Here is a 22,380-nt window from a genome sequence, read left to right as displayed (position 1 = left end):
CCATTAAATGTGGAATAGTATAACTAACCTGCGACTGCTGTCGCCGTCAATACCAGCAATTGTCAAAATAATCTTGTTTTTCTCAACTTGGATTGTTGTGTGGCTTCCCGCAGCGATTGTCCTGGCGATCGCCCTCAAATGGCATCCGCCCCAACCCTTGGGAAACAAAAAACTACCTTTACTAGCTTCCCTCTATGCGATTGTCCCCTTCATTTTATGGGCGACAAGTTGGATAGAAAACACATCTTTTACTAACTGGGGTTGGGAATTGCAACCCGCAGTTTTGATGTCATTACTGCGGGGATTAGGATTAGGAATCATCAGCTTAGTAATTTTATTCGGTCTGCAATTAACCGCAGGGTGGATAGAGCTAAAAAAAAGCGAAACTTCCACCGAAACAGTCGAAAAAAACATTAATTTTTGGACTTTAATCCTTAACCCTGCTAGTCTGCTGACTCTGTTATTAGGACTGTGGATTAGCGCCACAGAAGAGTTAATCTTTCGCGGCTGCTTGCAAACAATACTCCAGCAAGATTACTCAGTATTAATAGCAGCAGCGATCGCCAGTTTCATTTTTGCGATCGCCCACCTAATTTGGACCGCCAAAGAAACTCTGCCGCAACTGCCCGGATTGTGGCTGATGGGGATGGTTTTAACATTAGCCCGCATCGCCGACAATGGCAGTTTAGGATTGGCGATCGGCATTCACGCAGCTTGGATTTGGGGTATAACTACCGTAGATACAGAAGGCGCAATTAATCCGACAGGCCGCGCACCGGAATGGATTACAGGAATAGCAGCAAAACCCCTAGCAGGTGCCGCCGGCATTTTATTGCTACTAGCAACCGCAACCTTACTCTTCCTAACTCAAATCAGCGTTAATCAGCGCTAATCAGCTTAAATCTGCGGTAAAAATTCCGACATTAATTCAAGTGTCGATCGATCGTCACAATCGAAACCGGATTCAGCGCGTCAAAACGAGTTGAATTTCCCCCAGCCACAGAACGAGATAACTGCACTTGCAGAATTCGGTAACTCCAGTGCGGTTCCCGGCGCACCCGATCGCCAATCCAGCTCAAAACAGTAGCAATATCCTCAAAAGCATCCAAAGCCAGGACGATCGAGCCTCCAGGAAGCAGCCGCAGCGCGCAAACACCCAAAATTTTAGTCAACCCTCCGCCACTACCGCCAATAAAAATCCGGTGCGGGGGACGCAAGCGGTGCAAAATTTCCGGGGCAGTTCCATAAATCGAAAACACATTTTGCAGCCCAAAACGGCCGTAGTTGAACTCGATCGCAGAAGTACCAGAAACCGTTTGTTCGATCGCATAAACCTCAGACTGCGGGAATAAACGAGCAATTTCGATCGACACAGAACCGTTACCAGCACCCACATCCCAGACAACTTGTCCCGGTTGCAAAGCCAATTGTGCCAAAACCAACACCCGCACTTCCCGTTCCACCGTCAAACCAGGCTTGTCGCCACAACCGATCAAAGCTGCATCCGGTATTCCCAACAAAGGCAACTTTTCCAAATCCAAAGGTTCCGTCCCCGCCGGGGACTCCCGCAGCATCACAACCACGCTCAGCGGTGCAAAAGACTCTCCCAGCAAAGCTGACAGAGAACGCAGGCCCACCCGCTCGTCAGCAGAACCCAAATTCTCGCAAACCCAAAACTCGTAGCGTGTAGGCAAATCTAGAGCTTTTACCCACTTTGCCAGGGCCGCCGGAGTATGAGTTTCGTCGGCGAGCACTGCAATTTTCTCGACACCGAGCTTGAGTTTGGCAGTCAGTTCCTCAAAATAACGTCCTTGAGAACCCACAAAATGAGCGTCTTGCCAAGGGATTTGCAAGCGATTAAAAGCCAACTGCACAGAACTGACGTGGGGGTGAAAAGTCAATTTTTCTGCTGGCAATTGGGCAATTAACAACTTTCCCCAGCCGTAGAACAGCGGGTCGCCGGCCACTAAAATTACAATGAGTTGAGACGAGGAGGTAGAGGGGGGCGAAAAAGTCCCTGGATTAGGCTCTAAATTCGCATCAGTCGCCAACCAGCGCTTAATTTCTAGAATTGCCGCCGTCAAATCTTCCAACACCCAGATCTCGCAGGAATGGTGCGGGAAATAGCTCAAATGACGATCGCTCCCTATTAGCAGAGCGGCCATTTCTACAACCTGCCGCGCCGATTCGCTCAGCCCAGCAGCTCCATCTAAACCTATACCAACAACGTGTACTGTCACTTTTTAAGCAAAAAGTAAAAAACCAGAATTACTGATTTTTCCTGGTTTTTCATAAATTTTTTCCTTGACTTTACTGTCAAACAAAAATAATTAAAGCATTTAATAGGCAATATCCTGACTATTGTCACAGGGGAGAGGGGGAGAGGGGGCGAGATAGTGGGAGATGGGAAGAGTGGGAGATGGGGAGAGTGGGAGATGGGAAAAAATCTTCCTTCTTCCTTCTTCCTTCTTCCCTCTTCCTTCTTCCTTCTTCCTTCTTCCCTCTTCCTTCGTTAAAACTCAAAAACAGGCCAGTCCGGTTGCCGGACGTAGGTGGCCATGTCCTCAAACTTCCGCAGTTCCACTCGGTGTACGGACTGTTCTTGCGGCGTGTCCAGCCATTGCTCGTTTAACTCAGACAGCAAAGTGCACAAGCGAGCGCGGTCTAGGTTCGGCCCGGTGTCCCCAAAATAAGCCAGAGTAATGTGTGCCGTAAAATGATATTGCTGTTCGATTCCTAAAGCAATTAAATCGGGATTTTGATAGATCGATCGGCGCAACTCAAGAATTTGCTTGTAAGAGTTTTCGTCCGTCGGTGCCAAACAAACACCCACAGCTCTAGTCATCACCATCAACCCCAGCACTATCCAGCGAATGGGAGGGCCGCCCGCCAAGGGTTTGCAGGCGGCAAAACGATCGGCCATGCGCGAGCGCAGTTGCTCCTCAAATTCTGGATTTTGATCGGAGGCATCTCGAAAAGCGCTGCTCCAAATCAAATCGGCTACGGTTAAATGGAAGCTATCAGGAGGCAGTGCCACGAGCGCACCCTCCGCTATTTCCTGCAATAGCCGTTGTTGGATCGAGTGCAAATTACTATAAAGTGCAGCATTTTCTGCATCTTCCCCAGCAGGTGGCGTAATCACCGAATAACCCGGAAAAGGTACAGGATATCTGTGACCGGCTTCGTCGGGCTGAAATTTTGGAGATTCCTGAATGTGTTCCACCTGGGACTTGTAGGAGTCCAGCAGCGTCATTCGCGCCACCCGATTTACGTAAGCTTGATAAGTATCATCCAATCTTGATTTCCTCGCGGTGACAAACTCCCACACCAAATTTTATATTATGGTGCGGGCATCCAACAGTCCAATTCAGGATATGTTGGACTTGCGGAACGTGAAACTCTGATTTTTTGGGCTACTGAGCGTTTTTCATGCAAATTTACCTGTTTTGGGGGGAAGACGACTTTGCGATCGCGCAAGCTGTGACAAGTTTGCGCCAAACTGTCCTCGACCCCAACTGGGCTAGTTTTAACTATGACAAAATTATTGCCGATCGAGCCGACGCTGTGGTCGAAGGGCTAGATCGAGCCTTAACGCCCCCCTTCGGTACCGGCAGCCGTTTTGTGTGGCTGGCAAATACGACTGTAACGCAGCAGTGCTCTCCTGAACTGTTAGCCCAATTTGAACGGACGCTGCCGGTGATTCCCCCTACCACCGTGTTGCTGCTGACATCCGTCAAAAAACCCGACAGCCGGCTCAAGTCTACCAAGTTACTTGTCCAGTCCGCCCAAGTGCGGGAATTTTCGCCGATTCCGCCTTGGAATGACAAAGAATTAGCCCAGCGGGTGCGCCAAGTCGCCGGCGAAATGAACGTCAAATTGACCGCCACGGCGATCGAACTTTTGGCCGAATCCATTGGCAGCGATACCCGCCAGCTATACAGCGAACTCGAAAAATTGCTGCTGTTTGCGGGCAACCGCAGCCAACCTCTGAACCCGGAGGAAGTTGCCGCACTGGTGCACTGTCACGCCCAGAATACCTTCCAGCTAGCCGATGCGATTCGCGAGGGCAATACCTCCGCCGCTTTGGATTTATTGGCCGGCTTAACTGGCCGCAGCGAGCCTGGTTTGAGGATTGTGGCTGGCTTGACTGGTAAGTTTCGGATTTGGCTGTGGGTAAAGGCGATGATCCAAGCTGGCGATCGCGATGATAAAATTGCTCAAGCTCTAGACTTAGGGAATCCGAAACGAGTATACTATTTTCGCCAAGAAGTCAAGAACGCCAGCTTAGAAAAACTGCAAAAAAGTTTGCCTTTGCTGCTAGACTTAGAAGCTTCTTTAAAACGGGGCCGGGAAGAAATCTCAACCCTGCAAACCAAAGTTATAGAACTTTCTAGCTTGTTTCGCTGATGCGCGACAGGGCACAGGATCGGCCCCTTACTGTAAATTTTTACAACAAATTTCAATAGCGGCTATGTGCTTGATACCGGCTCGCGGGCCCAAAGGTCAATAGATACTAGAAATACTCTCAGAATGCCAAAGTAGAAGTTAATGTGGTAAATAAATATTGTCCGCCGAATGCCGATCGGTTAATATTATTTGCCGGCTCTCCACCCCCCCCCAAAAAAGAGCGCTACCCATGACACAACAGAACCCGCGGGAACTGCTCAAGCAAGGCGATCCAAAAGCGATCGCATCTAGCATCAACCGTACACTCAAACCCAAAGGCATCAACGCCGATGTGACGCGGGACAACGGCTGCCTCCACATAATTCTGGAGGCAGACAAAGTACCGGATCAAATGGTATTGGTCGATTTCATCCGCACCGGCATGACGAAGCTGGGACTCGAATCAATTCACACTGTCAAGGTTTACGGGCGTCGAACAGGTGACGGATCGCCTGCGTGGGAAGATGAAATCGATCTGATGCCTGCGGAGCCAATGCCTTACGCCTTGGATAGTAGAATGCCTGACGACTCTGTAGGTTTAGATGATGTCGAGCCCGAAGGCGAAGACTATTATCAAGAAGGAGAATTCGATCGAGATGACGATGAGGAAGACGAAGACATAGACGAAGATCAAGCCCCGCCTCCGAAAAAACAATTTCCCAAATGGGTAATACCTGTGGGTATCTTAGTACCTCTGGCGGTTATCGCAGGGCTTTTCTTTACTAAAACTTTCCCCTTCGGCGACTCGAACCCAGAACCGAACCCCCCCGAAGCTGCTTCCCCTTCCCCGAAACCCGCATCTCCCGCTTCTAAAGCCACCGCACCCTCTCCAGCCGCATCTGGGCGCGCCCCACAGGCAGCCACTCAGACCCCCGCAACCGCTCCCAATGCTGCTGCGCCCGCAAGCCCAGCTCCGACATCTCCACCACCCAAAGCTGCACCAGCATCTCCGGCACCCAAGGCAGCCTCTCCGGCGCCACAAGCCGCCGCGCCTACGCCTGACTCTTGGAGGCAAGCCGTTAACACAGCTCAGAAGGCAGCAATTTCGGCCCAGACGGCTCAGTCTCAAAATGAGTGGATCGCAGTAGCAAGCGAGTGGCAGCAAGCGGTTAAGCTCATGAGAGCCGTGCCCTCAAACAGCCCGAACTATCAAAAGGCTCAGCAAAAAGCGGCAGAGTATCAGGCTAATCTGATTGTTGCCAACCGCAGGGCGGCAGCAGCGCCTTAAGAGTTTTGAGTTTTGAGTTTTGAGTTGAATACTGGATGTGCTAAAAGTCAAAAGTCAAAAGCCAAAAGTAAAAAATCTTGTTTTTACTGAAAGCTTTCTTACCTTTTGACTTTTTTCAATTTTAGTGACATACTCCTACAGCAACTGAGTACAGTATGGTTTAGGGTTCTCAGGAAGTCCTCAAGATTGCATAGGACATTAGCTGTTAAATCTATTCTTTCTTGGTAGTTTACTTTGATACAATCATCCTTAAACTCTAAGATCGTTGCAGCATATTTTAGGGGAACTGGTATAACTCAAAAAACACAGCAACAACCCGGTTTATCAAAGAAACCGGGTTGCTAAATACAGAGCTTGGTTTAAATCTGTTCTTCCCCTTGATTAAAACGCTGAATTCCTTGATTTTCTTCGACGCGAGCAACAGAATCTTTGGGAATATTGAGGATGCCTGTGAATGGCTCTTGACTTGCTTTCAAAGCTTGTTCCTTGTTTTTGCGATCGGCAATTTCGCGCTGCAACTTGTCAATTGTCCGTTGAAAACGAGCGGCTTGTCTGAGCATTTCTTGTTCCGAAAAATCCAGCAATTGAATCAAATTAGCAACTTGATATTCCAGTAATTGGTTTTCGGTAACATTGTTATTTGTAACAACGTCATTAGCATTCATTGAAAATTCAAAAATATTTTTTTCGTCAAAAACAGACAATGCTGTTTTGACACTAAGCGCCAAATTTTTAAACATTTCAGCCGTGCTTTGGGGAATTTTAACTTTCAGGAACATCACTACCGCAAACAAACTTCCTGACGGCAGAAGTCCCCCAAATCCCAAGACAGACTTGACTTGGTAGGGGATAATTAAAGAATTTTGCTCAGGAATAAAGGGGCTGTCTTTTGCCTCTGATACGTGAAAAATATTTAATACTGCGGGCTCTAATTGCAGGAACCTTTCTCGCTCAATTCCGACGAATGTAGGAATGTCTAAACCAAACTGCCGGATTATTTCCGAAATCGCCGGCATTTGAGCCACTAATTTTGGGCTAACTAATGGAATAGCTGTATTTTCTGCTGCTGTGTGCCGAGAATTCCACTGCGGTTCTGTGCCTGCGGCTGCTAGCAGAGTCCAACATTTCATGTCAGCAGCGGGGGAATTGCCGTTCATTAAGCGGCGCGCGGATTGTTGCAATGAGTCTTCTAATTCCCCGTAGGGATGAGTTTTGAACAAACGCACTAAGGCACAGGTATTTTCTCCAGTTTGCGAATCGCAAAAATGTTGGTAAATATAGTTAACAATCTTCTGGCTGCTGGCTTCCATACTAGCAGTATTTCTACCTAACTGGCGCAGGACTAAGCTGCATTTCGCCATGTCTTGCGGGGTAAATAGGGTAATATCGTACATTAAAAAACGCTCTCCCAGACCTCAAACACTCTTTTTCATTTATCGTTAAGTCCGCTACTGCATCCGGAATCCTACTGAGAGTTTTGAGCAAAGTGTTAGTGAAAATATGGAGAAAATTTGTCCGCAAAATGCTGCGGTTTTGTGGAAAGATACAGAAATTAAGATTAAGGCAAAAAAAATCTCTTCCTTAGGGTGGGTGACAAGAACGGAAAAGCCGATGTATAGTTTTTGAAAGGATTTTTTACCACAACTCGCCCATAGGAATTAAAGAAACGGGGTTTTTCACCGGATATGCCTAGCGTTTTACTGGGCATTTTCGTAGATAAAAGTCGGTTTCTGGGTAAGCCACATTCACACAAATCCTAGAAACTCAAGCTGCAATTTTTGTGGCGTGCGATCGCACGCCGATGTGTCAAAACTTGGTACAATTTCCTCAGTCTTGGACGTAAAAACCGGGTTTTGTTACATAGAAAAAACCCGGTTTATTGGTATTGGTAAGTAGATGCTTTGTTCAAAACTTTTAACCATTCCAAACAACTCTATTGAGCTGGTTGAGTTTTTGCTTCCAAAGCATCTTTAGCAGACAATCCCTGATCTTGAACCCCAAAATACCACAAACTAGCAGCAGCTTCGGCGCGAGTCACGGATTTCTTCGGCTGAAACAGAGTAGTAAAACCAAAAACGCGGCGAATATTCGCCAAATCTCCATTGTTAAAATCAGCTAAAACTGCCCGCGAAGCCTGGGAATCAATCTTAGAAGCATCTTGAAAACCCCACTTTTCTTTCACTCCCTCAATGTTAGCTGTCGGCAAAACTTGACGAGTATCTAAAGGTACTTTCCAAAGAATCATTGTTTCGCGAGTTAAAGGTGCATCCGGGCGAAATTTTACATCTTTAGTTTCTCCAGAAAGCGAACTCGGAATTACACCGGCTTCTGCTAAACCTTGAATTGCTGAAAAATCGGGGTCAGTTTTGGGTACGTCAGAAAATGCTGGTTCGCTAGAGTCTACTGCTAATCTAATTTGTTTGGCTTGACGGGTAGCATAAATCTGATTGTTAGCTGCTACTAACCAGCGGGCGTAGTCGCGGCGAGTGACAATTTTGTTGGGTTTGGGCAAAGTGCTGGCAGTTTCTAAATTAGCACTTTCTGTCGATCGCACTTTCAGCACTTCTAACTGAGTTAAATCTGCCACATACTGCCGCAACTGTTGAGGAATTTGGTCGTCTTGTTGGCTAACTTTTGCTGCTTTTGGCGAAGGGGATGGCGTTGGAGTAGTTCCCTCTGAATTAGATGGAGTTGGTGAAGGTGTTGGAGATGCACTAGACTCGGAATTATTAGGTTGAGGACTGGCAGCAATTTCTGAAGCCTCTTTGCTGTAGTCGATCGCAAATTCTGTAGAACCCCCTACTTTCTCAGTAGGAAAAAGCGACACTGTTACCCGCAAATTATCTCGGGTTGCTACCAAAGAACCTTGTCCCTCGGCGGTTGGGCGGCTGACTATTTCCCAGTTGCCGCGCCCAAACTCAGTAGAGTAAAAGTTCTGAACGGAATTAACCGGATCTGTGCTTTCCCAGCGCAGCCGCACATTTTTTTCCGACGGATCGGTTTGCCCACCAACTTCGATTAACTCAGCATTAGGATAGAGTGGAATCTCTGTAGGGAAATCGGGAGGAAGTTTGGCGGTAGAGTTTGTCTCAACTGCTGTCGCTGGTGGCGGGGAAGAGAAAACCACTGGATTTTGTTGTAATTTGGGATCGGCGGCTAGAGATTCTTCGAGTGCCTTGCTGTTGGGGCTGTTTGCACAAGCTGTGACAGCAGCCAGCAGACACACGGCCAGCCAAGTATTTACAGCAGGGAGTATATTGGTTTTATTGGTTTTACTGGTTTTAGCTGGCGATCGCCCTTGAGAGTTGCCTCGCCGTTGAGTAAATATAATATTCAGCATAAATCCCCCCTTTGCGGATATATTTCTAGGCTAGCGCAGATCGGGCAAATATAATTTTTACCGAAATGAAATTGGTATATTTACTTCTAGTTACTGCTACATTACTTTTCTCTCCTGTCAAGTTTGCCCGTCCCGCTGCATCTCAACCAGCGCCGCTGCAGACAGCTATTCAGACGCCAGAGTGGCAGCCATTTTGCTCGGCGATGGGTCAGTTTGCGATCGATATGCCGGGAACTCCCAAAATTAATTCCGAAACTTTTTCAACTCAAGTTACCGCTCATACATACCGATCGATCTTAAAAAACAAAGAAACTTATTTACTTCAATACTTTGACCTAGATTTCCGGCAAAGCAACAATAATATTAAAATTACTTTAAATAATGCCGTTGATTTCTTTGTCGTGGGGGCGAATGCTAAATTATTGCAAGTGCGAGATATTTCTCTAGGAGGCTATCCGGGAAAAGAGTTTGAGTTTCAGCCGCTTTCCCCCACTGAACCTGTAGGTGTAGGTCAAGTTTTTTTGGTGGAAACGCGCGTTTACGGGCTGGTAGCCACTACCCCCGAACCAGAAAATGCTCAAAAATTTCTCGACTCTTTTCGTTTGTTTTGAAGCAGGAAGTTCGGCAACGAGCAGTGTACGGGATTTAACGGATTCAACGGATGGATATTGAAGGATGAAGTCAGAGGTTCGAGGTTCTAGGGAAAAATTAGTTGGCAGTGGCGATCGAATTTATTAATAAAGCTTACCCTTTTAAACTGGGTGTATAAGAAAATATTGGCTTTGGCAACGAAAAATAAAGCCATCTACGGGGTTTCTGAGGAATAATGCGGTCAAAAGTAATTAAGTTAAATTTGACCTAATACCTTATTTAGTTTTTTGTACTCTATCTAACGACATAGATAAATTTTACACCCGTGGAGCGATGTACATACTTCCTCAAGTTTATATATTTAATATAATGATTTTCAAATCGCAGCAAGCACAAACAAAGATGCTGTCTTGCTCGAACTGGCTCCCATCAGGCTCAACGAAGTCAGGGAAGTCAGGCTCATCGAAAGCTTACCCGGAGGGTATTAACATAATTATGAACAAACTAACACCAATTCTCCTCAGCGGCATCCTATTATTTGGAGCTGCTGCTTGCAGCGAGGGGGCTAAAACTAGCGCTGATTCTCCTAATTCTCCCACAGAAAATACCACCACCCCGCCCCCAGCCGAGACAGTTCAAAAAACTCAGGGTGACGCCACTAGCGATATTCGCAAAAACCAAGCAAATTCTGATATCAGGGCCAGAGAACAGCGCAACAATGTGACTGGCGGCGATGCAACAAGAGCAGATGGCGACCTCCAAAGTGAAGTTCGCTCAAAGTTAGAAGTAAACATCACGAAAGGTACACTAACTGTTGATGCAAAAGACGGGGTTGTCACTGTAGGTGGCACAGTTCCCAATGAAACTGATTTAGCTAAAATTGAGCCGCTAGCTAAAGAGATTAAGGGTGTCAAAACGGTGAATGTTACGGCTGTTGTCGCCCCCGCTGCACCCGCATCGCCTAGCAGCAGCCAATAAGTTAGAAGGAAAAAAGAACAGGGAAAGAAGGCAGAAAGAGGATGAAGAGGGAACAGGGAATAGAAAACAGGGAAAGTTGGTGCATTTTAAGATTGCTTCCGCAGCGGAGCGCAACGCTTGCGTGATTCTCTTGGTAGCGGGCTTTTAAGTTAAAAAGTTTAAATTTAAAAAGTTACGCACTCAAAGCTCGCGCACTGCCTGCAATTTTCTATTCCCAATTTCAGCTTTTCAATTCCTGAGAATTAGTTAGAAACCAGCCAGAAGATAGAGAGCAAGGTTATTCCCAGCGACCGATGAAAAATGTTGGGAAAGCAGGACTAAATGTGATTGATGACAGCAAGCAGAGCATAAATTCTGTAGTTGTGAAAAAGTAGTATATTTTGCAGGAGAAAGAAAATGGCTTTAGGTCAACACAAGCGAGCTGTAGGATCATTTTCTAATTACCGAGATACGGAACTAGCCCTGACGGAACTGCAAAGTAGCGGGTTTCCGATGAATAAAGTTTCGGTAGTTGGAAACAATCTTGATGGCAACGAAATTGCGGGCGCTAGCGCTGGTAAGGGTACTGACGACAAAGTGGGCGGCGGCGCAAAAGCAGGCGCGACAGCGGGAGTCGTGACGGGCGGTTTGATTGGGTTACTCGGAAGCATTGGAGCGCTGGCGATTCCCGGAGTTGGCCCGGTGATGGCGGGGGGCGCGCTCGCCACTCTGCTGGCAGATACTGTGGTCGGAGGTGCGATTGGGGCTGCTGCGGGCGGTTTGGTCGGCGGTTTGGTTGGCTTGGGAGTTCCTGAAGGAAAAGCTAAAGTTTATAGCGATCGCGTCTCGCGCGGAGAATATTTGGTATTCGTAGAAGGCACAGATTCGGATATTGCCACAGCCGAAGGAATTCTGAGCGTGCGGGGCATTCAGGATTGGGGCATTTACGATGTGCCGGCAGACACCGGTCACAGAGCTTCGGCCCGCCACAGGCGCGCGGTGGGCGTATTTTCAACCCGTCGCGAGACAGAACAAGCGCTGGGAGAACTTAGATCTGCGGGTTTTGACATGGACCGGGTTTCGGTCATCGCTAAGGATTCTGACTCTAAAGGGGACATCGCAGGCATTGACGTGCAGGAAAGCGCGGAAAACAAGGCGGATGAAGGGGCGACTAAGGGCGCACTCACAGGTGGCACTTTGGGCGGTTTGACAGGCTTGTTGGTAGGTCTGGGCCTAGTGGCAATTCCGGGAATCGGGCCGATTATGCTCGCAGGAGCCTCAGCTACGGCGATCGCCACTACACTCGCCGGTACGGCTTTGGGTGCGGCGGCAGGCAGCTTGATCGGAGCTTTAGTCGGTTTGGGAATTCCCGAAGAAGAAGCTAAAGTATACAACGATCGGGTAGCCAGGGGAGATTACTTGGTACTGCTTGACGGCAGCGAAGCAGAAGTCGCTAAAGCTGAAACCATTCTGAGCCGCGGAGGCATTCAGCAGTGGAACACCTACGACTATCCCAGCGTCGATAGTGCTCGGGCTGATTACGGCGCTGCTGGTACTCCGGGCGTTGATACTACGCCTAATATTTACGATCCCAATCAGGGCGTTAACCGCCACCCTCTGATTTAATACTTCAGACTTTGTTTGGGTATTGTTTCTACGAAGCACGTTAATCGCACTCGCCCACTCGGATTGTCGAAAGTGATGCAACCAACACGAGCGAGCTAGGGGTTTTGCACTTCGTCGGTAAAATTCTCTCAAAAGTCGGCTTTTTCTCTGAAAGTCGGCTTTTGTTTTGGGAAAAAAAAGCGACCTGTCACAATTTGAATTTTGATTAATCAGCCAGGCCGCAAGCTGGGCTTTGTGCGGACCCAGCGATCGGCTCCCTTAACTTTTACACCTTAAATTCGCAGTGTTTTTTTAGTCTGTAACACTCACTACTGCTCGATTGCAAACCCCCCAGTATTATCAAATTTGATGACATAAATTACAGCAGATATTGCCCGGTTAGTCCAAGAGCGACTATCTTTAATTATGGGGCGGCTAATTTCCGCAACTTATACAGGTCAAGTAGCCTGTCCCGCGCGCCCAGAAAAGCCTGCGGTGGTCGGCAACTATTAGAATAATAATATTGTCGTCGCCTTCCCGCGAGACTTAGGCTGGTCATTGGTTGGCTGTAGCAGCCCAATTGCCGTTGGCAAGACCTGCTACAGGAATACAGTTTTTCTGGGAATGCCTCAGCGAAGCATTTGAGAAGCCCAGGGACAGCTTTTATGTCCGGGAGCGTGTCTGGTGTCGGGTGTTCTGTTAATTAGAACCGCAAGCGCTCATGGATCGAGTAAAGATTAACAGCAAGCACAGCAGCGCGGGAGCACAATGGCTCGCGGCTCATTTTTTCGCGAAATCTCAGGCTCAGCGCAGCGTATTGTTTGCTTTGCCTGCGACTCGCTCAGCACTCCGAGGGAAACAGCCTTCCTGTTGGATTTCACTGGCGCGCAGCACAGTGGGGGGAGGTGAAACTAGCTGAGCTGACCGGGCTCTGCTTTCATGGGCGATCGAAGATAGAAGGCACTTATGTAGAAGGCTTTCGGGGTTGAAGCTCCGATATCTTGTTTCTTGATTGCACTAATAAATTCGATTGCCTGTACCAGCAATTTTTCCGGTCAGAATGCGGCGCGGATGCCGCCAGCAATACCCCAAATATTCGATCGATATTGACAAGATCGATCGACAACTTCTCGGTATTTTGGTAAATGGTTAGCAGTTAATAGTTAGTGATTAGCAGTTAGTATAAATACAACTAACAATTAACAACTAACATCAACCGCCAACTAATTACTAGCCAATTATAGACTTACAGGACTTACAGGCGGCGAGAAACTCGGTTTATTCATGACTGCCGCGCTGAAAACACCCAGATTTTTTCCGAAAAACGGGGTTTTTCGGGAGTTCTAACTAGGTGAGCAGGGTGATGCTAGGAATCAACCAGTTTTGACAATTGTTAATGTGGCAGTATTGGTTGAAGAAACTTACTGCCAAACACGATAGTACAAATTTTCAGACAACATAGAACATCGAGAAATTAAGGAAACTCACTCATTTTTTTTATGAATTTCACTGAGCTTTTAAGTGCCGATGAACTTTTAACGAGACATAGAAACGGGGAACGAGATTTTCGAGGGGCTAACCTCATTCAAGCTCATTTGAGTGAAGCTAATCTCAGCCGAACAAATTTGAGCAGCGCTAATTTGAAAGGCGCTAACTTAATTAGAAGCAAACTGATTGGAGCTAATTTAAACGGGGCCGACTTGAGCGGGGCTAATTTGTCTAAGGCGAAATTAATAGAAGCTAACCTCGGGAGTTCTAGTTTAACTGGAACTGTGGCGATCGGAGCCGATTTTAGCGGAGCAAATCTCAGCGGAGCAATATTGTCTCAGGCTGACTTGAGCAAAGCTGTGATGACGGGAGCGAGTTTAGTAGGAGCTTGTTTGCTAAGCGGCTCGAAACTAACTGAGGCTAATTTGAGCGGGGCGACGCTGAGCCGAGCAATTATGAGCGGGGTTGATTTAAGCAGAGCAAATCTGACTAGAGCGATTCTCAGCGAGGTAGATTTGAACGGGGCGAACATGAGCGGAGCAACTCTAATTCGGGCTTATCTCAATCGCGGAAATCTCAGCGGTGTCAATTTGGTTGGAGCTTCTTTGAGCGAAGCAAGTCTGCGGGAGGCTTCTATTTGCGCTGCTAATTTGAGCGGTGCTGACTTGAGCGGTGCTGACTTGCAATCCGCTAATTTAAATGGCTCAAATTTGAGCGGTGCCCACTTGCAGGGAGCTAATTTGAGTAAAGCTAATTTAAATGGTTTGATTCTGCACAATGCTGATTTGAGGGCTGCGAATTTGAACAAAGCTTCTTTGCGGGGAGCTAATTTGAGCGGTGCGAATTTGTCAGGTGCTAGCTTGCTGGAAGCGGATTTGCGGGGGGCGAATTTGAGTCACGCCAATTTGTCGGGAGCGGGTTTGCTGCTGAGTTCTCTGACAGGGGCGAATTTGACAGGAACTAATTTGTCGGAGGCTAATTTGATTGGGGCGAGCTTGAATGTTGATAATTTGAATGAAGCAGCTTTGGGCGGGGCGATTTTGCCGAATGGAGCTACTCACAGCCGGGATTGATGAGTTGATTAAGAGAAAAAAGTTTTGAGTTTTAAGTTAAAGAATCTTTAATTCAAAACTCAAAACTTTTAACAATAAAGAATTCAGGATTCAAGAGTCATAATTCAGTTGTGGGGGACGGGTTTTAATACATTGTCGCCGATCGACAATCTATTACAATTGGCAGTCAGCTATTCAGTTTCCTTAGCAATGTCACGATTGCTTGGACTAACTCATTCGGTTCGACAGGTTTTGCAACATGACGTTGAAACCCAGCAGCAAGAGCTTGTTCCTGATTAAAGTCTCCAGCATAGGCAGTCAGGGCGATCGCCGGAATTTGCCCGCCATGCTCTGGTGGTAGAGTTCTCACTTGCCGCACTAGCATATAGCCATCCATATCTGGCATTCCGATGTCGCACAGGAGGATATCGAAGGGTGTGGTTGAGAGCAGTTGCAACGCCTCGCTCGCAGACCCAAGGGCCGTCACTTTGGCTCCCGCTTGTTCCGCTACAAACGCCACAAACTCCCGTGAATCGCGTTCATCATCCACAACCAACACGCGCAGATTTGCCAGGTCAAGATCGTCCGATCGAGCTTCAGCCCGGCCGACAACTTCTTCAACCGGATTCGCGGTAGGCAAGAGGGGAAGTTCGACGGTGAAGGTGGCTCCCTGTCCTTCACCCCTACTCTCAACCCAAATTTTGCCGCCGTGCAGTTCCACAATTTGACGCGCGATCGCCAGCCCCAATCCCAAACCCCCAAATTTGCGAGTTATGGCTCCATCCTCTTGCCGAAAATGCTCAAACACATAAGGCAGAAACTCAGGATTGATGCCTTTTCCAGTATCGGTGACAAGAATCTGGGCATAACTTCCAGTTTGGGTTAACCTAACGCTAATTTGCCCGCCTTGAGGGGTGAATTTCACGGCATTGGATAAAAGATTCCAGATTACTTGCTGCAAACGCCCGGAATCGCCCATTACCATTCCGATGCCGGGTGAAAAGGTTGTTTTAATTTGCAGCGACTTGGCTTCTGCTGCTAGTCGAACGGTTTCCAACGCGGCCGAGATCACCATATTCAAATCAACGGACATCGCGTTCAACCTCAGTTTGCCGCTCAGAATGCGGGAGATGTCGAGCAGGTCATCAATCAGTTGTGACTGGAGTAAGGCGTTGCGTTCGATCGAGGCAAGGGCGCTAGCCGTTTTTGCAGCGCCCAGTTTCCCCTGCTGTAACAGCTTCGACCAGCCGAGAATCGGATTGAGCGGCGATCGCAACTCGTGAGATAGCACCGCCAAAAACTCATCTTTGATGCGGTTGGCGGTTTCGGCGGCTTCTCGTGCGGTTTGCTCCTGTTGCAAAAGCTTCTCGCGTTCAGCTTCGGCTTGCTTGCGATCGGTGATGTCGCGCGTTACACCCGCTACCATTTCCACAGCACCCTCTGCATCAAAAACGGGCACCCAAATATACTCGTAAGCTCTTGTACCGAACGCGCTGGTGTATGGCGTTTCATCCTTAAGCGGTTGGCGCGTCTGAATCACTTTGTGAATCTGATTGTGCAGTTTGACAGCTAAATCCACTGGGTAATCTAATTCAAACAAGTTTTTGCCGATGACTTCAGCGAAGGATTTTTGGTAAAGGTCGAGCAACGGCTTGTTGACATCAATGAACCGCCCGGACAAATCGAACGTATAAATAAAGTCCGGCACCGAAGACTTAAACGCGTTGAACTTTTGCAGTTGCCGTTCGAGTTCGGCGGACGTTTGGCGCAGGACTGCTTCGGCTTGAATTTGATCGGTGACATTCTTGAAATAAACGGTGATTCCATTTGCGGCAGGGTAGGTGCGGACTTCGTACCAACGATCGTGGTCGGGATAAAACGCCGTCAGTGACCCAGCCACGCGATCGCCCATTGCGGTCCTATAGATCGGCTCCAACTCGTTGCCAATCAGCCCTGGGTATTCTTCCCATAAATTCTTGCCAATCAAATCACCCGGAATGCGATCGAGCAGTTTTTCGGCGAATTGATTGACGTAGGTGAACCGCCAGTTCTCATCTAGGGCAAAGAATGCTTCAGCAATACTCTCCAGAATATTCCGACTCTGCTCCTCGCTTTCACGCAAGGCTGCTTCCGCCCGTTGGCGCTCGTTTTCGACGCGCACGCGATCGGTGATGTCAACGGCAGCCCCGTAAATCACTTGTTCTTCTGGGTAAGGCTGGGCATTCCAGAGAAACCAGCGGTAGGAGCCGTCTTTGTGCCGGTAACGGTTTTCAAACGTAAAGGTTTCGTTACCCGAGAACAGAATGTCGGTTTCTGCAATGGAGGTGCCGAGGTCGTCCGGGTGGACAAACTCAGTCCAGGGGCGGGATGTCATTTCGTCTGGTGTCCAGCCGAGGATTCGTTCAAAGGTCGGGCTGACCCAGTGGAAATAGCCGTTTATGCCCGCAATCACTTGCAAATCCGAACCGACGGCAAGAAACCGTTCCCGTTCCTGCTCAATTCTTTTGCGATCGTTTATATCCCGGAAGAAAAGAGACAGCCCCGTCGGTGAAGGATAAACCCGAACATCAACCCACAAATCAAACGGAGCATAATATTCCTCAAAGTCCACCGCGATTTGCTCGCTGAGCGATCGGCGATACTGGAATTCAAACTGATTGCCGATCGTGCCTGGGAAGGCTTCCCACATCGTTTTACCCAGCATTGCTTCTAGGGGAGTTCGCGACACTCGTTGTGCGGCTTCGTTGGCGTAGGTAAAGCGAAAGTCGAGATCCATTGCCATAAACGCATCGGTTACGCGCCCCAGAATGGTTCGCTCTCGCACTGTTGCTTCCTGCCGCAGCCGTGCCAGCTTCAAACTTGCTTCTACCCTTGCCAGCAGTTCACGCGCCGAGAACGGTTTAATCAGATAGTCATCGGCTCCGGCTGCGAGTCCTTCAATACGCGCTTCTTCGCCCGCGCGGGCTGATAATAGAATGATGGGAATGTCTTGGGTTGCGGGATTAGAACGCAGCGATCGCAACAACTCAAACCCATCCATCTCCGGCATCATCACATCTGTCAATACCAAATCGGGTGGATTCTTCTCAATGGCAGTCAAAGCGGCAACGCCATCGGCGACGGTTTGAACAATATAAGAACCGCTCAGAAGTCGCCGAATATAATCGCGCATATCAGCGTTATCATCGGCCAGGACAATTTTAGATTTTAGATTTTGGATTTTAGATTGAGCGGGTTGATTGACGAGTTCATGAGTGGATGGAGCCATGCTCCATTCTTCTAATCTAAAATCGCCTTCTGGCAACCAGCGTTGAGCTTCTTCGATATATGGCATCGCGCCTAACGCCGTTGATGCTAACGTGCAACTGACACCAATTTGCTCCGGCGGCAGATGAGCTGTTCCGGCGGGAACCGTCACCGTAAAGCAACTTCCCTGCCCAAAAGTGCTGCTGACATCGATCGCTCCCCCATGTAGTTTGACGAGTTCTTGCACTAGCGACAGCCCAATGCCGGAGCCTTCAAAACTCCGCCCTTGCGAGTTTTTGATTCTATTAAATCGCTCAAATAAATGCGGTAGTTCTTGGGAGGGAATACCGATTCCTGTATCTGCAACTGATAATTCAACGCGAGAGTCTATCCACCGCAATCGAACAGTGATGGTTCCCGCTAACGTAAACTTAAAGGCATTTGATAATAGATTGAGAACGATTTTTTCCCACATTTCGCGATCGACATAAATCGCTTCGGGCAAGGTTGGACAGTCAACAATCAGCGACATTCGGGCCCGTTCAATCAGCGATCGAAAGGTACTGGCAAGTTCCGCCGTATAGGTTGCCAAATCTACAGGTTCATAAGATGCTTGGACTCGACCTGCTTCGATGCGTGAGAAATCGAGCAAGCTATTGACGAGTTTGAGCAGCCGCATTCCATTGCGCTGCACCAACTGTAATTGTTCGCGTTCTTGAGGTGGAATTGTTCCATTCAAATTTGCGATCGTGTCTTCTAAGGGAGCCAGCATTAAGGTGAGTGGCGTGCGGAATTCGTGAGACACATTGCTAAAAAACGTGGTTTTAGCACGGTCTAACTCAGCTAATGCTTCGGCGCGTTTGCGTTCTGCTTCATAGGCTTGAGCGTTGGCGATCGCTGTTGTCACCTGCCCTGCGATCAAGTCAAAAAAACCTTTGTAATCATCATCAAACGTTCTAAGCGGACTCACCCCAGCAATCAGGAATCCGAAGATTTCTCCCGATCGAGCTAGTGGTAGAACTACCGCTTGATGAGGAGACCCGGACCACGCGCCGCCCGGTAAAAGTCCAAATTGCGCCTCCAAATCTTCAATGATTCTGCTTTCGCCCGTCTCCATGACAAGCTTCAATTGCCACTGGCACTTTTGGGCGGATGTAAGCTCGATCGCCTCACAAGAGGCAAGGGTTCCGGCTGCTAACCTTGTTGTAGCCGCGAGTCGTGCGATCTCGCTTTCGCCATCGAGTAGATAAAACAGCGCAAACGGGATGTCATAGGCGTTATGGGTCAATACGGTGGCGGAAATCTCGCAAGCTGCTTCTTGCGTCTTGGCAGTGACTGTTTCTGCTGCTAATTCGCGCAGCGTTGCCAAGCGGCGATCGCTCAAAACGCGCTGAGTGTCCTCGCTACAGGCGCAGAAAACGCCCCCCACTGGACCATCATCATTCGCCACCGGACTGTAGGAAAAGGTAAAGTAGGTTTCCTCTGTATACCCGTTGCGCTCCATTACCAGAAGCAATTCTTGATTCCACGTCGATTGTCCCTGGTTCAAAACCGCTTCTGCTTGCGGCCCTAGCGTGTCCCAGATTTCAGCCCATACCCGTGAGGCAGGCTGACCTAGTGCTTGCGGATGTCGCTTGCCGAGGATAGGAATGTAAGCATCGTTATAAAACTTGGTCATCTGCTGTCCCCACCAGACGAACATGGGGTAGCGAGAGCCTAAGATGATCCGAATCGCGGTTTTCAAGCTTTGCGGCCAGGTTTCTACAGCCCCCAAGGCCGAAAGCGACCAATCGTGCGATCGCATCAGCATCGCCATCTCGCTATTTCCTGCAAAAATCTGTTCAACGAGTTGAGACTGCTGGATCATGCGCTTGTCTTTCCATTGGGCCCACACAAACGGGCAACGATACTATCTCGGCTGACCGGGCGGGTTTAGCTAGATGACGCCAGAAACCCAGCGGGGATGGCCTGTTGCTGGTCAACTTTTACAGCATAGGCTGCTAGAGCGAGCGCTGGAATCTGCCCGCCGGGCGATCGTCTAGGATCTGTGAAATTTTACGCATGAGAGCATAGCCGTCCATCACTGGCATTTCGATATCATATCAATTCCGCCACCGCCGGAACGATCGAGCTTTGGTTTTTAGCTGCCAATGGAAACAAGAGATCGCTATTAATCAAAGAAGCTTGTTTGAGAAGAACAAGGCAGCGCTAAAACAACATTTCTTCCATTAGTCACCTCTGCCTGTGAGACAGCTCGGCCCCACCATACCGCCAGCGGTTGATGATGGGTACTTCTGGTAATCTTTATCTTTTTTTGTGAAAGATACTTGCAAAATTTTGGACGTGGTGCTACTGTAAGAAGGTTTGAGACATTATGAGTTAGAGGTAAAACCCCGCAGAATGAAACAATTGGGAACCCATCTGGTCGCTGATGCTTGGCAGTCTCCTGGAGACGTGCTCAACGATCCTGAACGTATCCGCCGCGCCATACTCGATGCGATCGAAGCCGGAGGAGCTACTCTCATCGATTTGTGCGTCCACCAGTTTAGTCCTCACGGAGTGACAGCTACTGCTACTTTGGCAGAGTCTCATATAGCAATCCATACTTGGCCTGAACACGGTTATTTTGCTGCAGACTTATTTTTCTGCGGGGCCGGCGACCCTCACCGAGCCATGAAGGTGCTACAGACAGCTTTGGAAGCTAAACAGGTAAAACTCACTGAGTTTACGCGCGGTTTCGAGCCTGGGGTGGGCATCGTAGGTTCTGCTTGTGAAGAGCAGTATGCGCCTCGTTCAGTAGAAACGATTGCCGCCAGAGGATGATGGCCAATTAGCGTAACTTTGAACATTTTATGCTAGGTTTTGTTTAAAATCCCACGGCTCGAACCGTGGGATTCTTGTTGGAATTTACTTTTTCATTAATAAAGGGCGGACAACTAAATAACCTGCGCCAAAAGCTGCAATGACAATCAGAAAAATTGCGATAGCCAACCACAATCCGCTTAAGTCTGAGGCTTTTTTGGATTGAGATCGCACGCGGTAAGGAGTTTCCGGCACTTCTACAAATAATTTTTCTGGAAGTGGCTGCGGCATCGAGGCGGGTGTTGGCTGCGCTTCCGGTAGGGGGAAAGGGAAGGCTACTGTCTGAGGTGGTTGAGGTATGGCAGAGTTAGTCTGCAGCGAGGTGGCAGGTGCTAGGGGCGCAGGTTCAACGCTGAAATTGAATTTGACAGGGGGCATTTGAGGCATCCCAGTCTGGGTGAGGCTCTGAGCCGAGTTGACTACTTGCTGTAGCTGTTGGGATACTTGAACTACTGTTTCTACTTCTCGCCGCAATTGTTGATTTTGTTGGACTAATTGCTGGTTGTGCGTTTTGAGGGAGTCGAGCATCGCTTGGGCGGCTTGCAGCTCTGCCGTGACTTCTCGATAAAGCGAAATTGGTACGGATGGAGAGTAACTATTTGAGTTTTCAGGGGAAGTATTGTCAGATAAGGTAGTATTTTGCATAATTGTAGATGGCGAGGGTGAACTTGTTTTAGTTTAGCCTGAGAGTATTTATAATTAGATCGATCGCAACACAATTCGTCAAGATATTTGTTACAGATATCGAGCGTAAATTTAATTAAATGTTACAAGTTATTAGTCAATCGCTATGAACAACTACGCAGCCGAACAAAGTATGTCCCAAAAGTCAAGCACCGAGGAAATTAAATACGGCGAACGCCAGATTTTGGAAGGGGAGTTAATTACTTTCCCAAATCCGCGAGTCGGGCGGCGCTACTCGATCAACATTACTTTGCCGGAGTTTACTTGCAAATGTCCGTTTTCTGGGTATCCAGATTTTGCGACAATTCACGTTACTTACGTGCCCGACGAGCGGGTGGTAGAGTTGAAAGCGCTGAAACTGTACGTTAACAGTTATCGCGATCGCTACATTTCTCACGAAGAATCGATCAATCAAATTTTAGACGATTTTGTGGCCGCTTGCGCGCCGCTAGAAGCGACGATTAAGGGCGATTTTTCGCCGCGGGGGAACGTCCACACCGTGATTGAGGTGTCGCATCAGAAGTAGGGCGGGTATTAAGCTGGTGTGGCATTGAGATTTAATTGTGGGGCGGCGTAGAAGCTCACCCCACCAAAGTCGTAAGAAATAAAATTGTTAAATTTAGTAAGTAATTGTAGGGTGCGTCAGGGCAGCCCTCTCAAGGTAGTCAAAAATTCCCTCCAACGTTTAAAATCTCTTAGTTTGTAGGGTGTGCACTGCGCGGCGGTTGAGTTTGTCGCCCACCGGAGAGTACCGATTGACCGGCATTTCAGCGTTTTGATTTTGAAACCCAACTCCGTATAGCAATTTTCATTGGTTGAAATTGGAAAAATCCGAACGTGTAATAGCGGTTTTCCGGTTCACATTAACCACCTCGACAAAT

General features: G+C 48.2%; 17 protein-coding genes. 10 read left to right on the top strand and 7 right to left on the bottom strand.

The genetic code is table 11. The annotated features are described in order from the left end of the window. Positions 1-7: 7 nt before the first annotated feature. On the top strand, positions 8-892 hold the full coding sequence (locus QUA20_RS19525; protein WP_333190725.1) for a CPBP family glutamic-type intramembrane protease: 885 nt from the start codon (positions 8-10) through the stop codon (positions 890-892). Positions 893-923: 31 nt separating this feature from the next. On the opposite strand, the gene cbiE is transcribed toward QUA20_RS19525, so the two are convergent. From cbiE to QUA20_RS19510, 3 genes are all read right to left on the bottom strand, one after another. Further along, on the bottom strand, positions 924-2,240 hold the full coding sequence (gene cbiE / locus QUA20_RS19520; protein ID WP_333190724.1) for a precorrin-6y C5,15-methyltransferase (decarboxylating) subunit CbiE: 1,317 nt from the start codon (positions 2,238-2,240) through the stop codon (positions 924-926). A gap of 124 nt (positions 2,241-2,364) precedes the next feature. Continuing rightward, complete coding sequence (locus QUA20_RS19515) at positions 2,365-2,523, bottom strand: hypothetical protein (RefSeq protein WP_333190723.1); 159 nt, start codon at positions 2,521-2,523, stop codon at positions 2,365-2,367. Next, positions 2,513-3,253: a DUF1868 domain-containing protein gene (locus tag QUA20_RS19510; protein ID WP_333190730.1), complete on the bottom strand. Its 741-nt coding sequence runs from the start codon at positions 3,251-3,253 to the stop codon at positions 2,513-2,515. The genes QUA20_RS19515 and QUA20_RS19510 overlap by 11 nt, the downstream gene beginning before the upstream one ends. 176 nt (positions 3,254-3,429) lie before the next feature. Here QUA20_RS19510 and holA point away from each other — a divergent pair, with 176 nt between their 5' ends. Further along, positions 3,430-4,407, top strand: coding sequence for a DNA polymerase III subunit delta (holA, locus tag QUA20_RS19505; RefSeq protein ID WP_333190722.1), 978 nt, complete (start codon positions 3,430-3,432; stop codon positions 4,405-4,407). Between the two features lie 229 nt (positions 4,408-4,636). Further along, positions 4,637-5,674 carry a hypothetical protein gene (locus QUA20_RS19500; RefSeq protein ID WP_333190721.1) on the top strand — a complete coding sequence of 346 codons (1,038 nt, stop codon included), beginning with the start codon at positions 4,637-4,639 and terminating at the stop codon, positions 5,672-5,674. A 359-nt stretch (positions 5,675-6,033) separates the two neighbouring features. Here QUA20_RS19500 and QUA20_RS19495 read toward each other — a convergent pair whose 3' ends face one another. Together QUA20_RS19495 and QUA20_RS19490 are read right to left on the bottom strand one after the other, a co-directional pair. Further along, positions 6,034-7,068: a histidine kinase gene (locus tag QUA20_RS19495; protein ID WP_333190720.1), complete on the bottom strand. Its 1,035-nt coding sequence runs from the start codon at positions 7,066-7,068 to the stop codon at positions 6,034-6,036. 539 nt (positions 7,069-7,607) lie between these two features. Then, the gene (locus tag QUA20_RS19490) at positions 7,608-9,014 is read right to left on the bottom strand and encodes an S-layer homology domain-containing protein (protein ID WP_333190719.1); all 1,407 of its coding nucleotides are present in this window, start codon (positions 9,012-9,014) and stop codon (positions 7,608-7,610) included. A 65-nt stretch (positions 9,015-9,079) separates the two neighbouring features. Here QUA20_RS19490 and QUA20_RS19485 point away from each other — a divergent pair, with 65 nt between their 5' ends. The 5 genes from QUA20_RS19485 to QUA20_RS19465 all read left to right on the top strand — a co-directional run bounded on the left by QUA20_RS19485 (position 9,080) and on the right by QUA20_RS19465 (position 14,728). Next, positions 9,080-9,625, top strand: coding sequence for a hypothetical protein (locus QUA20_RS19485; protein WP_172185625.1), 546 nt, complete (start codon positions 9,080-9,082; stop codon positions 9,623-9,625). A gap of 475 nt (positions 9,626-10,100) precedes the next feature. Continuing rightward, entirely contained in the window at positions 10,101-10,583 is a 483-nt protein-coding gene (locus tag QUA20_RS19480; RefSeq protein WP_333190718.1) for a BON domain-containing protein, read from the top strand. A gap of 396 nt (positions 10,584-10,979) precedes the next feature. Further along, entirely contained in the window at positions 10,980-12,188 is a 1,209-nt protein-coding gene (locus QUA20_RS19475; protein ID WP_333190717.1) for a general stress protein, read from the top strand. Between the two features lie 1,009 nt (positions 12,189-13,197). Then, a complete protein-coding gene (locus QUA20_RS19470) occupies positions 13,198-13,320 on the top strand; it encodes a hypothetical protein (RefSeq protein WP_333190716.1) in 123 nt (40 codons plus the stop codon). Between the two features lie 346 nt (positions 13,321-13,666). Continuing rightward, the gene (locus QUA20_RS19465) at positions 13,667-14,728 is read left to right on the top strand and encodes a pentapeptide repeat-containing protein (protein ID WP_333190715.1); all 1,062 of its coding nucleotides are present in this window, start codon (positions 13,667-13,669) and stop codon (positions 14,726-14,728) included. Positions 14,729-14,894: 166 nt separating this feature from the next. Here QUA20_RS19465 and QUA20_RS19460 read toward each other — a convergent pair whose 3' ends face one another. After that, complete coding sequence (locus QUA20_RS19460) at positions 14,895-19,820, bottom strand: ATP-binding protein (protein ID WP_333190714.1); 4,926 nt, start codon at positions 19,818-19,820, stop codon at positions 14,895-14,897. Positions 19,821-20,353: 533 nt separating this feature from the next. Here QUA20_RS19460 and speD point away from each other — a divergent pair. Beyond that, complete coding sequence (gene speD, locus QUA20_RS19455) at positions 20,354-20,776, top strand: adenosylmethionine decarboxylase (protein ID WP_333190713.1); 423 nt, start codon at positions 20,354-20,356, stop codon at positions 20,774-20,776. A gap of 84 nt (positions 20,777-20,860) precedes the next feature. Here speD and QUA20_RS19450 read toward each other — a convergent pair whose 3' ends face one another. Then, positions 20,861-21,460 carry a hypothetical protein gene (locus QUA20_RS19450; protein WP_333190712.1) on the bottom strand — a complete coding sequence of 200 codons (600 nt, stop codon included), beginning with the start codon at positions 21,458-21,460 and terminating at the stop codon, positions 20,861-20,863. Positions 21,461-21,605: 145 nt separating this feature from the next. Here QUA20_RS19450 and queF point away from each other — a divergent pair, with 145 nt between their 5' ends. Beyond that, the gene (gene queF / locus QUA20_RS19445) at positions 21,606-22,025 is read left to right on the top strand and encodes a preQ(1) synthase (protein WP_172185639.1); all 420 of its coding nucleotides are present in this window, start codon (positions 21,606-21,608) and stop codon (positions 22,023-22,025) included. The last annotated feature ends 355 nt before the right edge of the window (positions 22,026-22,380 follow it).

Source organism: Microcoleus sp. Pol7_A1, assembly GCF_036701085.1.
Lineage (GTDB): Bacteria > Cyanobacteriota > Cyanobacteriia > Cyanobacteriales > Microcoleaceae > Microcoleus > Microcoleus asticus.
This window is presented reverse-complemented; position numbering and strand designations above follow the sequence as displayed.